The organism is Streptomyces sp. NBC_01450 (genome assembly GCF_036227505.1).
Lineage (GTDB): Bacteria > Actinomycetota > Actinomycetes > Streptomycetales > Streptomycetaceae > Streptomyces.
In genome coordinates this window covers 2629364-2641603 of sequence record NZ_CP109480.1, presented here as the reverse complement: position 1 = coordinate 2641603, position 12240 = coordinate 2629364, and the positions used below count along the sequence as shown (strand labels likewise).

Below are 12240 nucleotides of genomic sequence, written 5' to 3'. Positions count from 1 at the left end.
TGGATCAGTGAGCAGCATGGACGCCGTATGGGTCCGGGGCGTGAACGGCATTCAGTTGCATCACGTGACCGATCTTCAGGACGCCGGCCGGTTTTTGGGCAACGCGGCGATGGCACTGCGGGCCGCACACGTAAGGACCGGCGCCGACCGGTACTCCAGCATCGCCACCGAGCTGAAGAGTCTGGTGGAGCGGGTGCGGAAGCTGGAGGACGAGGCGCGGTCGAGCATGCACGACCTGCACTCCACCGACCCCGAGCGGTTCGCCCGCTGCCGGGACGGTCACGAGCCGTGGCCCGGTGAGATCCCGGCGGGATTCATCCCGCGTCACACCTGCAAGGACGAGTGCCTCTACCACGATCGCGACGTCCTCGAAGCCATCACGCAGTGCACCTGCGGCCGGCCGCCGTGCCAGGCATGCGAGATCGGCGGGAAGCTCTGAGGAGCCCGAGTTCGAGCCGCGCATGCGGACGGTGCCTACGGTCCCCGTAGGCACCGTCCGCATGCGCGGCTCGACGCGGTCAGCCGAGGCACACCACGAGCAGGCAGAGGTGCGAGGGTGAAGTCGCTGCCGGCGAGGGGCTCGCCTGCGGTGTTCCCGGCGCCGTGTCATCCGCGCCGGTAGACGTGGACGTCTGGTTCGCCCCCGTACCGGCGTGGTCGGGCACCGCTGCGACGGAGGACGGGGAGACGGTCCGAGGCTGAGAGGTCACCGACGTCGCCGACGTCGCCGTTGGATCGGGAGAGGCGGCGGCGAACGGCCGAGCGCTCTGCGACGTGCTGTGGGGCAGGGCGGCGGCGGGCTGCCGGCGCGTGAGCTCGGCCACGGGCGACTGCGCGGGGGGAGTGGGCGAGGACCGGTGACGTTCGGGTTGTACCGGCGACGCCGGGGGCTGCTCGCTCGCCTGTTCGTCCGCGGTGCCCATGGTCGTGATGTCCGGCGCTGTGGCCGCCTCTGCCCGGCCGGCGGAGTGCCGGTCCATCCCGGCGACGGTCAGGCCGCCTCCGACGAGTGCGACGGCGGTCGCGACCACGGCCCGGCGCTGGTTCTTCTTCCAGCGGGCCATCTGGCGACGCCGCGCCGCCCGCCCTGGCGGTGCGGGCGTCGCGCCCTCGAAGTCGCCGTACGGGTCGGTCTGCGGCGCCTCCTCCAGGCCGGCCTCGCCCGCTGCCTCGTCACGGAAGCGGCCGTCGTGCCACATGTCCGAGGCCGTGTACTCCCACGGCACCGATGCGCTCACCGTCGTGCCCGTCGTCGCCATGCCGGCCCAGGTCGGGACGATGCCATCGTCGGCGGTGGCCGGTGCGATGTCCGGTGCGTAGGCACCGCACCCGGGACACACCAGAGCGCCATTGAGATGCCGGCGACACGAGGAGCAGTAGTCCATTTGCGGTCTTCCTGAGTTGGCATGCCGTCGCCCTGCGGGGGCAGGGTCACGTCCGTACGTGGAATCGAACAGCCAGCAACCTAACGAGGCTTTCGAAAGCCTGTGTGCAGCCCGTGTGGCACTCTTGTGCGGATTCTCCGGGCCCCTCGCGTGTGCCGGAGGCGGGGAACAGGGGGCGCGGGGCGATCGGTAGCCTGCCGGGGGAGCGGAGGGGGGAGACTTCCGACCCCGAACTCCCCGGATTCACCCCAGGACCGGTCCCGAGCGCCGACCGATTCGTCCGATGAGCGCAAACAGCGAGGTGAGAGGCCGTATGTTCACGACCCGTCCCACCCTCCAGGGCACCTTCGGCATGGTGTCCTCCACGCACTGGCTCGCCTCGCAGTCGGCGATGGCCGTGCTGGAGGACGGCGGCAACGCCTACGACGCCGCCGTCGCCGCGGGCTTCGTGCTGCACGTGGTCGAGCCGCACCTCAACGGACCCGCCGGCGAGGTCCCGATCATCCTCGCCCCGGCGGGCGGCGAGGTGCGGGTGCTGTGCGGGCAGGGCGTCGCGCCCGCCGGGGCGACGATCGCCCACTACAGGGGACTCGGTTTGGATCTCGTACCCGGTACCGGGCCGCTCGCCGCCGCCGTGCCCGGTGCCTTCGACGCGTGGATGCTGCTCCTGCGCGACCACGGTACGAGGTCCCTCGCCGACGTCATGAAGTACGCCATCGGATACGCGCAGGACGGGCACCCGCCCGTCGAGCGGGTCGGCGAGACCGTGGAGTCGGTGCGTGAACTCTTCGAGACCGAGTGGACCTCGTCGGCCGAGGTGTATCTGCCCGGCGGGAAGGCGCCGCGCCCCGGCGAACTGTTCCGCAACCCCGCCCTCGCCGCGACCTGGCGCCGACTGCTCGACGAGGTCTCCAAAGAGGCCGGCCGCGTCGCGCAGATCGAGGCCGCGCGCCGCGTCTGGCGCTCGGGCTTCATCGCCGAGGCCCTGGTGCGGCAGGCCCGGCGACCCACCATGGACACCAGCGGAAAGCACCACACCGGCACCCTGACGGCCACCGACCTGGCCTCCTGGTCCGCGAGCTACGAGGCCCCCGCGACGTACGACTGGCGCGGCTGGACCCTGTGCAAGGCCGGCCCCTGGAGCCAGGGCCCGGTCCTCCTCCAGCAGCTCGCCCTGCTCCCGCCCCAGCTGCCGCGGTACGGCTCCGCGGAGTACGTCCACCTGCTCGTCGAGGGCTGCAAGCTCGCCATGGCCGACCGGGAGGCCTGGTACGGCGACGCGGCCGAGGTGCCCCTCGACGAGCTGTTGTCGCCGGAGTACAACGCCGGGCGGCGCGCCCTCATCGGACACAAGGCCTCCTGCGAGCTGCGCCCCGGCAGCCCCGGAGGGCGCACCCCCGTGCTGAGCGGCCACGCGCGCGGGGTGGCCGCCGGGGAGCCCGGATTCGACGCGCCGGCGGCGCCGGGCGCGGGCGAGCCCACCGTCGCCAGGACCGCCGGGGAACCCGAAGTGGCCCGGGACGGCGGCACCCGGGGCGACACCTGCCACCTCGACGTCGTCGACCGCTGGGGCAACATGGTCGCGGCCACCCCCAGCGGCGGCTGGCTGCAGTCCAACCCGGTCGTCCCCGAGCTGGGCTTCCCGCTCGGCACCCGGCTCCAGATGGCCTGGCTGGACGAGGGGCTGCCCAACTCCCTCACCCCCGGTCGGCGTCCCCGTACGACGCTGACACCCTCGCTGGCGCTGCGTGACGGAGTGCCGGTCATGGCGTTCGGAACCCCGGGCGGCGACCAGCAGGACCAGTGGCAGACCCACTTCTTCCTCGCCGTGGCGTTGCGCGCCGAGGTACGCGGCGGGCTCGACCTCCAAGGCGCGATCGACGCCCCGAACTGGCACAACGACAGCTTCCCTGGCTCGTTCCACCCACGCGGCATGCGGCCCGGCAGCCTCACCGTCGAGTCCCGCACGGACGAGGCGGTCGTCGAGGAGCTGCGCCGTCGCGGCCATGACGTCCAGGTCGCCGAGGCCTGGTCCGAGGGCCGGCTGTGCGCGGTCGCCCGGGATCCGCAGACCGGTGTGCTGTCGGCGGCGGCGAACCCGCGGGGGATGCAGGGGTACGCGGTGGGACGCTGAGCAGCGCACTCCGGGAATTCACGGCGATTCCACCCGGAGTGCACCGGAGGGGTGGGGATTGTCAGTGGCGCGTGCTGTCATGGAGCCATGATCGAAGAATTCGAAACCATCGACGAGTTTCTCGCGCACCGCACGTCCGACGTCGAAGAAGCGGTCCGGCAGGCGGCCGCCGCCGAGATCATGCCGCGCTTCAGGCAGCTGACCGCGGACGAGATCGACGAGAAGAGCGGCCCGCACGACCTGGTCACGGACGCCGACCGCAAGGCCGAGGCCTACCTCACCGAGGCGCTCGCCAAGCTGCTGCCTGGCTCGGTCGTGGTCGGCGAGGAGGCGGTCCACGCCAATCCGGCGACGTACGAGGCGATCCAGGGCCAGGCCCCGGTCTGGATCGTCGACCCGGTCGACGGCACTCGCCAGTTCGTGCACGGCGACACCGGTTTCTGCACGCTCGTCGCGCTCGCGGTGGGCGGAGTCGTCCACGCGTCCTGGACCTATGCCCCGGCCCGCGACCAGCTCGCCGTCGCCGTCCGCGGCCGGGGCGCCCGCCTCGACGGCGAGCTGCTGCGCCCGGGTCCGCCCATGCCGGGCCGCGACCTCGAGATAGCCACCTCCCACCCGGACTACACCACCGACGAGCAGAAGCGCGCCCTCCTCGGCCTGCGCACCGAGGGCGTGCGGCCGCGCCCCTGCGGTTCGGCGGGCCTGGAGTATCTGGACATCGCCCGCGGTGAGTTGGATGCCACGGCCTTCTCATGGGAGGCGGCCTGGGATCACGCGGCGGGCCTTCTCCTGGTCGAGGAGGCGGGCGGCGCCCACCTGACCCTCACGGGCGAACCCTTCCGCATCACGGGAGGCAACGCGCTGCCCTTCACCGCGGCCCGTGACGAGACCACGGCCCGACGGGTACGGGGACTGCTGACCGCCGGCCTCTGACCCCACCGGAGGCCCCGCCGCCCCCGTGGTTCCAGGAACCCGGTGCGGGCCGCCACCGGCGAAGCCCGGTGCTGTCGGGCAACGGTGCCTTGGCGAAAGCCCCCGTCCGTCGGACGACTCCCCGGTTCCCAACCCCCCGCGCCATCAAGGCTGTCAGTCCCCCGGCATATCCTGATGTCCAGTGGCCGTCGGCTGACAAAGGAGTCCGAAGGTGCCGTCGATGCTCGATGCGGTCGTGGTGGGTGCGGGGCCGAACGGACTGACGGCTGCCGTGGAGCTGGCGCGCCGCGGCTTCTCCGTGGCCGTGTTCGAAGCACGGGACACCGTCGGCGGCGGCGCCCGCACCGAAGAGCTGACACTCCCCGGCTTCCGGCACGACCCCTGTTCCGCGGCCCACCCCCTGGGCATCAACTCACCGGCCTTCCGAGCGATGCCCCTGGAGCGGTACGGCCTGGAGTGGCTGCACGCGAAGCTTCCGATGGCACACCCGTTCCCCGACGGCACCGCGGCGGTGCTCGCCCGTTCCGTGGCTGAGACGGCGGCCTCGTTCGGCCCCCGCGACGCGGGTGCGTACCGCAGGCTGGTCGCCCCCTTCCTCCCCAAGTGGGACACGCTGGTCCACGACTTCATGTCGCTGCCCCTGACCGCGCTGCCCCGCGACCCCGTCACCCTGGCCCGCTTCGGCCTGACCGGGCTGCCGCCCTCGACCTGGCTGATGCGGCGCTTCCGCGACGAGCGGGCCCAGGCGCTGTTCGCCGGTCTCGTCGCGCACGTCATCGCCCCGCTCGACGGCCTCGCCACCGGCGCCGTCGGCCTGGTCTTCGCGCTGGCCGCGCACGCCCGCGGCTGGCCCGTGCCCCGCGGCGGCTCCCAGTCCATCTCCGACGCGCTCACCGCGTACCTCAAGGACCTCGGCGGCACCGTCCACACCGACTACGAGGTCAAGCGTCTCGACGACCTGCCGCCCGCGCGCGCCTACGTCTTCGACACCTCACCCACCGCGCTGTCCCGGATCGCGGGCTTCGGGCGGTACTACGAGGACTATCGCTACGGGGCGGCGGTCTTCAAGGTCGACTACGCCCTGGACGGCCCCGTCCCCTGGACGGCCGAGGAGGCACGCACCGCCGGGACCGTGCAGGTGGGCGCGAGCCGCGCCGAGATCGCCACCGCCCTGCACGCGGCCTCGCGCGAGGGCCGGGCGCCGGACGCACCCTTCCTGATCACGGTGCAGCCCAGCGTCGTCGACCCCTCCCGGGCCCCCGAAGGCAAGCACGTCTTCTGGGCGTACGGACACGTGCCGAACGGCTGGACGGGTGACCTCACGGATGCGATCGAGCGGCAGTTGGAGCGGTTCGCGCCCGGCTTCCGCGACCGCGTGCTGGCCCGCGCCACCGCCGGCCCACGCGAACTCGCCGCGCGCAACGCCAATTACGTGGGCGGCGACATCGCCTGCGGCGCCGCCTCCGGACTCCAGCTCCTGCTGCGCCCCAAGCTCTCCCTGTTCCCGTACAGCACGCCGCATCCGGCCGTCTTCATCTGCTCCTCGGCCACCCCGCCGGGCCCCGGTGTGCACGGCATGTCGGGGCACAACGCGGCGAAGGCCGTGTGGCGGCGCCTGCGCCAGTCCTGAGCAGGGGCGGCCGCCAGTCGTGACCAAGGGTGGCCGCCCGTTCTGACCAGGGGCGGCGCAAGCCCTCACATCCGTACCTCGTTTCACAGGAAGAAAGCGCTGTCACGCGTCTCGACAACGTTCCGCCGCGGCCCGATCATGCGATGGGGCCGTGGCATGACCGTGACAGGAGACTTCCACATGATCAAGCGCAGATCGGTGCTGGCCGCGGCGGGTGGTGCGTTGCTCGGCAGTGCGCTGGCCACGGGCACCGCTCGGGCCGACGCGACGATCGGGGTCAACCCCGGTACCTCGTACGGTAGTTGGGAGGGCTGGGGCACCTCCCTCGCATGGTGGGCCAACGTGTTCGGCGCCCGGGACGACTTCGCCGACATCTTCTTCACCACCAAGTCCGTCGCCTACGGCGGCAAGACGCTGCCGGGCCTGGGCCTCAACATCGCCCGTTACAACCTGGGCGCGTGCAGCTGGAACACCGTGAGCGGCGAGAGCATGGTCGCCTCCGCCAACATCCCGGCGTTCAAGCAGATCGAGGGGTACTGGCAGGACTGGAACAACGAGGACCCCACCTCCTCCGCCTGGGACTGGACGGCCGACGCCAACCAGCGGGCGGCCCTGGTCAAGGCGACCCAACGCGGCGCTGTCAGCGAGCTGTTCGCCAACTCGCCGATGTGGTGGATGTGCCTCAACCACAACCCGTCCGGCGCGTCCGGCGGCGGCAACAACCTCCAGTCCTGGAACTACCGTCAGCACGCCTCCCACCTGGCCGCGGTGGCGCTCTACGCGAAGAACAACTGGGGTGTGAACTTCAGCTCCGTCGACGCGTTCAACGAGCCCTCCTCCAGCTGGTGGACGGCGACGGGCACCCAGGAGGGCTGCCACATGGACGCCACCGTCCAGGCGGCCGTCCTCCCGTATCTGCGCAGCGAACTCGACAAACGCGGCCTGACCGGCACCCTGATCTCCGCGTCCGACGAGACGAGCTACGACTTGGCCCGTACGACCTGGAGCTCCTTCAGCTCGACGACGAAGGCTCAGGTCAACCGGGTCAACGTGCACGGTTACCAGGGCTCCGGCGGCCGCCGCGACCTCCTCTACACCGATGTCGTCACCACGGCGGGCAAGCGGCTGTGGAACTCCGAGACCGGCGACGCCGACGCCACCGGCCTCACCCTGGCGAGCAACCTCTGCCTGGACTTCCGCTGGCTGCACCCGACCGCGTGGGTCTACTGGCAGGTGATGGACCCCAGCACCGGCTGGGCGATGATCGCCTACGACCAGAGCACCCTCCAGCCGACCACCGTCCAGACCAAGTACTACGTGATGGCCCAGTTCAGCCGGCACATCCGTCCCGGCATGACCATCATCGACACCGGTGTCGGATACGCCGCGGCGGCCTACGACGCGAGCGCGAAACGCCTGGTCATCGTGGCCGTCAACACCGGCGCCGCGCAGAACCTCACCTTCGACCTGTCCAAGTTCAGCCAGGTCACCGGGGGCAGCGGCGGACTCGTACGACGCTGGAACACCGTCACCTCCGGCAGCGGCGACCTCTACACGGCCCACTCGGACACCTATCTGAGCGGCAAGACACTGACGGCGGCCTTCTCCGCCGCATCGGTGCAGACCTTCGAGATCGACGGAGTGGTCGTCTGACGGTCGGATATCGGCGTGGCGGCCGGAGCGCGATGCGGCGAGGATCGAAGACCGCACACGAGGAAGCCGAGGCCGTCATGACCGCCATCACCCTGGTCCAGGGAGACATCACCCGCCAGAGCGTCGACGCGATCGTCAACGCGGCGAACTCGTCGCTGCTCGGCGGGGGAGGTGTGGACGGGGCCATCCACCGTCGTGGTGGCCCCGCCGTCCTCGCCGACTGCCGCAGGCTCCGCGCCTCCCACTACGGCAAGGGCCTGCCCACGGGCCGCGCGGTCTCCACCACCGCGGGCGAGTTGGACGCACGGTGGGTGATCCACACGGTCGGCCCGCGGTTCTCCCACGAGGAGGACCGTTCCGAGCTGCTGGCTTCGTGCTACCGGGAGTCGTTGCGGGTGGCGGACGAGCTGGGCGCCCGTACGGTCGCGTTTCCGGCGGTCTCCGCGGGCATCTACGGATGGCCGATGGACGACGCGGCGCGGATCGCGGTGGAGACGGTACGGGCCGCGAGGACGTCGGTCGAGGAGGTCAGGTTCGTCCTCTTCGACGAGCGGGCGTACGAGGCGTTCGCCCGACAGATCCGCTGACGACGGTCGGGGCCCGTCTGCCCGCGTAGCGATACGGATCTCCGCCCCAGCCGTTGCCGCGGGCACCGTTCACGCGGCCGGACGAGGACCGCGCGAGGGCGTACCAGGAGTCCACGTAGTCCGCGTCGTTGGTGTACCAGGACGTGGGGAGCGCGGCGGGGATCGCGTCCACCAGCGGGATGTACGTACCCTGGTCGGTGATGGTCGGCAGCGCGTCGGCGAGGGCCTTCGCCAAGGTCGCGTAGTTGGTGTCGCCGTCGTCCTCCATCATGACGACGTCGGCTTCGTTGTACTTGTAGTTGGACCAGTTGACGAGGATCTGGTTCGGGTCATAGGCGGTGTGGTCGTCGTCCGGATACGGCATGGTGACCGTGTCGACGCGCACATTCCCGTCCAGGCCGAATCCGCTGACGATCGAGTAGATCTCGGCGTCCCCGAGGACCCAGGGCTCTTCGTCGTCGTTGCGGTAGACCGAATCGACCTTGGTGGTCCACTACCCGGCATTGCCGGCCGCGGCCTTCATCGGCGCCCGCAGGCCCGCCCTCTCGAAGGCCCTGTTCACCTGCGCGAGGCCGAGGGACACGGCCTTCGACACGTCGATGTCGACGACGTACACCGGCTGCTTCGGCGTCCGCCCGGCGCTCAGAACCCAGCGCGGCGGTGCGTACCTGCGCCCGCCAGTCGGCGTTGCCGAGGGAGCGGGCCACGGCGCGTGCGGTGGCGGCTTCGATGCCGCCCACCGTGGCGGAGTCGGAAGGCGCCGATGACGCCGCGGGGGTCGAAGCGTGGGCGGAGGGAAGGGCGAGGCCTTGGAGAGCGAGGGCGGATACCGCACCGAGGGCGACGGCGACAGCCGTACACCGGGTGACGGTGAGCCGCACGGGGTTCCTCCTGGATGCGTTGCCACCGCTGTGGGGCGGTCGTGCGGCGGCGCGTTGACGATCTCCCGCATCTCGTAGGTGCCCCGTGGTCAGGGCCTGTCCGGCATGATCCGCCGGACAGGGCCTAGGATGCCCGGATGCGGCGGATCTTGGTGGTGGGGAGCACGGGTGCGGGTAAGTCCACGCTCGCCCGGGGTCTGAGCGGTCGCCTCGGCCTGCCGTACCACGAGATGGACGCGCTGTACTTCACCGGTGCCGGGTGGGCCGTGAACGAGAAGTTGAGCGAGGACGTCCTCCGGATCACCGCCGAACCCCGCTGGGTCATCGACTCCATCGGCTATCCGGAGGTCCGTGACCTGATGTGGGAACGGGCCGACACGGTGATATGGCTGGACTATCCCAAACGCGTCGTCCTGCCCCGCGTCCTGCGCCGTTCCGTTCGCCGCACTGTCACACGTGAGCCGCTGTTCGGCGGCAACAGGGAAACCTGGACCGGCTGGCTGAGCCGGGAACACCCCTTGTGGTGGTCCTGGTCCCAGCACGCGAACCGGCGCCGCGAGATCGCCCGCCGCACCGGCGACCCCCGCTTCGCGCATCTCGACACGCTTCGCTTCGGCCGCCCGGGCGACACCGCGGCTTGGGTGAACTCCCTGTAGGGAACTTCCTGTAGGGAACTTCCTGTGGGGAACTCGCTGTAAGGGAGCCGGACTACTCGAGCCGGGACACCTGGTAGTGGCCGATGTACCAGGTCCCCTGCACGCGCTGCACCAGTACGCCGAGTTTGACGTTGAGGGTGGGGCGGTCCGTGAAGGAGAAGTCGACGCTCAGATATCCGAGGACGAGGTCGTCGGTGAGGCGCCTGGTTTCGAGAATCCGGTACGCGGCGGCCATGCCGATGGGCTGGGAGGCGTAGTAGGCCGCGACGCCCGGCCTTCCGACGTTGTAGGGGTGCAGCCCCTGGAAGATGGCGTCCTCGGTGAACTGGGCGGCGACCTGCTCCGGTTCGTGCGCGTCGACCGCGGCCTTCCACCGGTCGAGGACGCCCCGCAGGGCCGCCTCGTTGTCCGTCGTACTGCTCATGGAAGTTCTCCGTCGTCCTGTTCTGTCGTCGTGTTCCGTCAGTGGCCGGCGCTCTGGCCGCCGTCGACGTGGAGGATCTCGCCGGTGACGAACGGGGCGTTCTCCAAGTAGATCACCGCGTCGACGATGTCGCTGATCGCACCGATCCGGCCGACCGGGTGCAGTCCGGCGAGCATCTCGTGGGTCTCCACGGGGTGCATGGGGGTCTTGATGACGCCCGGAGAGACGGCGTTGGTGCGGATGCCACGCGTGGCGTACTCGATGGCGAGGGACTTGGTGGCGGACTGCAGGCCGCCCTTGGTCAGCGAGGCGAGTACGGAGGGGACGTTGGCGTCGGCGTTGTCGACCAGGCTGCTGGTGATGTTGACGATGTGTCCGCCGCCCTGGGCGAGCATCTGCTCGATGGCCAGCTGGGTGATGCGGAAGAAGCCGGTGAGGTTCACTCCGGTCGCCGCGGCGTAGTCGTCCTGGGTGTACTGGTGGAAGGGCTTGGCGAGGAAGATGCCCGCGTTGTTGACCAGGGTGTCGACACGGCCGAACCGCTCGATGGCGGCGGCGATGACGCGCTCGGCGGTGGCGGGGTCGGAGATGTCGCCCTGGACGGTCACGATGCCCGCGTCGTTGCCGGGGGCGATCGTGCGCGAGGTGGCGACGACGGCGTACCCGAGCTTGCGGTAGCCCTCCACGATGCCTGCGCCGAGGCCCTGCGAGGCTCCGGTGACGACTGCGACCTTCTGGTTCTGAGAGCTCACGATGATCTTCTCCGTGTTCCGGGATTCTGGGGTTCGAGATGAAGCGGGGCTTCGTTGCCGACCGCCGTTCTCACTAGCCGACTGGTCGACTATTTGAAGGTAGGCGGGACGGAGTGGAGAAGTCAAAGATCGGCAGGGTCCTGGTCAGGACCGAATTCCTCCCTGCTGGAAGGCGCAGCCTCCCAGTGCAGGTCAGTGGGCCGGCATCGCTATCGGTGCGGGTCCCCGTCGGGCAGCCAGGCGCCCGCGGCGTGGAGGCCGAGGTCGCCCACGCCGTCGCAGAGGGCGTCGACGACGGCGAGGACGGCCGGGCGGTCCTCGCTCTCGCGCCAGACCAGCGACCAGGTCCAGTAGATCTCCGGTGCCGTGACCGGGCGCTGGACCAGGTCGGGCGGCAGGGGGGTGGTCTGGCCCTTGGGGGAGTTGACGACCGGGCGACCGGAGTGGCGGACGTGATCGAAGAACGCCGGTCCGGTGATGCCGCCGTCGGAGATGCGTAGCGCGCGGGCCCCGGTGTCCTCGGCCAGTTGCTCGGCGTAGACGTTCCAGGACGACCAGGAGGTGGTGTCGTTGTCGAGGAGTACGGCGGTCTCCCGGGCGGCCACATCGCTCGTGTCGCCGCCGGTGGTGACGGCGTAGAGCCGGTCGGCGCCGATGAGCCGGGCGCGCAGGCCGAGCTCTTCCAGGTCCTTGGTCCGCACCCAGCACACCGCGAGGTCCAGACCGCCTGCCGCGACCCGGGCGGCCTGGGTGTGCGAGGGCGCGACCCAGGCGTCGAGGTGGAGTTGGGCCACCGTGGCGGTGCGGGCGGTCAGGTCCGACGGAAGCCAGTTGACGTAGCCGAGCCGTACCGGTTCCGATCCGGACAGCCGACCGGCCCGCCGCTGGAGGTCGTCGGCCCGCTCGAGCAGGGCGCGGGTGTGGGGGAGCAGGGCCGAACCGGCCGGGGTGAGGGCCACCGAGCGGCGGTCGCGATCGAACAGGCGTACGCCAAGGTCCCGTTCGAGTGCCTTGATCTGCTGGGACAGGGATGGTCCCGCGATCAGGAGGCGCTCGGCGGCCCGGCCGAAGTTCAGCTCCTCGGCGACCGCGACGAAATACCGTAGTTGGCGCAGCTCCACGCTGGTCATGCTACGTCGGTGCGAGTCCGCGCCTCTCAGTAGGGAGCAAGCCCGTCGTGGCGCCGACCCGTCGGCAGGCGGACG

12 protein-coding genes and 1 pseudogene are annotated in these 12240 nt (G+C 70.8%); 7 read left to right on the top strand and 6 right to left on the bottom strand.

The genetic code is table 11. The features are described from left to right. Positions 1–16 precede the first annotated feature (16 nt). The gene (locus OG568_RS12110) at positions 17–439 is read left to right on the top strand and encodes a hypothetical protein (protein ID WP_266431847.1); all 423 of its coding nucleotides are present in this window, start codon (positions 17–19) and stop codon (positions 437–439) included. Positions 440–518: 79 nt separating this feature from the next. Here the strand turns inward: OG568_RS12110 and OG568_RS12105 are convergent, their stop codons facing one another. Then, the gene (locus OG568_RS12105; RefSeq protein WP_329531476.1) at positions 519–1385 is read right to left on the bottom strand and encodes an SCO2400 family protein; all 867 of its coding nucleotides are present in this window, start codon (positions 1383–1385) and stop codon (positions 519–521) included. 313 nt (positions 1386–1698) lie between these two features. On the opposite strand from OG568_RS12105, the gene OG568_RS12100 reads away from it, so the two are divergent. The 5 genes from OG568_RS12100 (at position 1699) to OG568_RS12080 (ending at position 8322) form a co-directional block, all read left to right on the top strand. After that, the gene (locus OG568_RS12100; RefSeq protein WP_329531475.1) at positions 1699–3519 is read left to right on the top strand and encodes a gamma-glutamyltransferase family protein; all 1821 of its coding nucleotides are present in this window, start codon (positions 1699–1701) and stop codon (positions 3517–3519) included. Between the two features lie 87 nt (positions 3520–3606). Beyond that, positions 3607–4452 (top strand): inositol monophosphatase family protein, encoded by an 846-nt coding sequence (locus OG568_RS12095; protein ID WP_329531474.1) that lies wholly within the window; start codon positions 3607–3609, stop codon positions 4450–4452. Positions 4453–4672: 220 nt separating this feature from the next. Then, a complete protein-coding gene (locus tag OG568_RS12090; protein ID WP_329531473.1) occupies positions 4673–6082 on the top strand; it encodes a phytoene desaturase family protein in 1410 nt (469 codons plus the stop codon). A gap of 180 nt (positions 6083–6262) precedes the next feature. Continuing rightward, a complete protein-coding gene (locus OG568_RS12085; protein ID WP_266630670.1) occupies positions 6263–7735 on the top strand; it encodes a beta-1,6-galactanase in 1473 nt (490 codons plus the stop codon). Positions 7736–7812: 77 nt separating this feature from the next. After that, positions 7813–8322, top strand: a complete 510-nt coding sequence (locus OG568_RS12080) for an O-acetyl-ADP-ribose deacetylase (RefSeq protein WP_329531472.1) — start codon at positions 7813–7815, stop codon at positions 8320–8322. On the opposite strand, the pseudogene OG568_RS12075 reads toward OG568_RS12080, so the two are convergent. Continuing rightward, positions 8264–8800: pseudogene (locus OG568_RS12075) on the bottom strand (DUF3103 family protein); the annotation flags it as partial. The gene OG568_RS12080 and the pseudogene OG568_RS12075 overlap by 59 nt on opposite strands. A 15-nt stretch (positions 8801–8815) precedes the next feature. Further along, the gene (locus OG568_RS12070; protein ID WP_329531471.1) at positions 8816–8938 is read right to left on the bottom strand and encodes a hypothetical protein; all 123 of its coding nucleotides are present in this window, start codon (positions 8936–8938) and stop codon (positions 8816–8818) included. A 402-nt stretch (positions 8939–9340) separates the two neighbouring features. Here OG568_RS12070 and OG568_RS12065 point away from each other — a divergent pair, with 402 nt between their 5' ends. Further along, positions 9341–9859 (top strand): adenylate kinase, encoded by a 519-nt coding sequence (locus tag OG568_RS12065; RefSeq protein ID WP_266428644.1) that lies wholly within the window; start codon positions 9341–9343, stop codon positions 9857–9859. A gap of 52 nt (positions 9860–9911) precedes the next feature. Here OG568_RS12065 and OG568_RS12060 read toward each other — a convergent pair whose 3' ends face one another. The 3 genes from OG568_RS12060 to OG568_RS12050 all read right to left on the bottom strand — a co-directional run bounded on the left by OG568_RS12060 (position 9912) and on the right by OG568_RS12050 (position 12165). Then, positions 9912–10283, bottom strand: coding sequence for a YybH family protein (locus tag OG568_RS12060; RefSeq protein WP_329531470.1), 372 nt, complete (start codon positions 10281–10283; stop codon positions 9912–9914). Positions 10284–10321: 38 nt separating this feature from the next. After that, positions 10322–11035, bottom strand: coding sequence for an SDR family NAD(P)-dependent oxidoreductase (locus OG568_RS12055; protein WP_329531469.1), 714 nt, complete (start codon positions 11033–11035; stop codon positions 10322–10324). 209 nt (positions 11036–11244) lie between these two features. After that, positions 11245–12165 carry a LysR family transcriptional regulator gene (locus OG568_RS12050; protein WP_329531468.1) on the bottom strand — a complete coding sequence of 307 codons (921 nt, stop codon included), beginning with the start codon at positions 12163–12165 and terminating at the stop codon, positions 11245–11247. Between the last annotated feature and the right edge of the window lie 75 nt (positions 12166–12240).

Coding starts and splice junctions, on each gene's coding strand:
- OG568_RS12110 (WP_266431847.1), top strand. CDS start 17: ATGGACGCCGTATGGGTCCGGGGCGTGAACGGCATTCAGTTGCATCAC.
- OG568_RS12105 (WP_329531476.1), bottom strand. CDS start 1,385: ATGGACTACTGCTCCTCGTGTCGCCGGCATCTCAATGGCGCTCTGGTG.
- OG568_RS12100 (WP_329531475.1), top strand. CDS start 1,699: ATGTTCACGACCCGTCCCACCCTCCAGGGCACCTTCGGCATGGTGTCC.
- OG568_RS12095 (WP_329531474.1), top strand. CDS start 3,607: ATGATCGAAGAATTCGAAACCATCGACGAGTTTCTCGCGCACCGCACG.
- OG568_RS12090 (WP_329531473.1), top strand. CDS start 4,673: ATGCTCGATGCGGTCGTGGTGGGTGCGGGGCCGAACGGACTGACGGCT.
- OG568_RS12085 (WP_266630670.1), top strand. CDS start 6,263: ATGATCAAGCGCAGATCGGTGCTGGCCGCGGCGGGTGGTGCGTTGCTC.
- OG568_RS12080 (WP_329531472.1), top strand. CDS start 7,813: ATGACCGCCATCACCCTGGTCCAGGGAGACATCACCCGCCAGAGCGTC.
- OG568_RS12065 (WP_266428644.1), top strand. CDS start 9,341: ATGCGGCGGATCTTGGTGGTGGGGAGCACGGGTGCGGGTAAGTCCACG.
- OG568_RS12060 (WP_329531470.1), bottom strand. CDS start 10,283: ATGAGCAGTACGACGGACAACGAGGCGGCCCTGCGGGGCGTCCTCGAC.
- OG568_RS12050 (WP_329531468.1), bottom strand. CDS start 12,165: ATGACCAGCGTGGAGCTGCGCCAACTACGGTATTTCGTCGCGGTCGCC.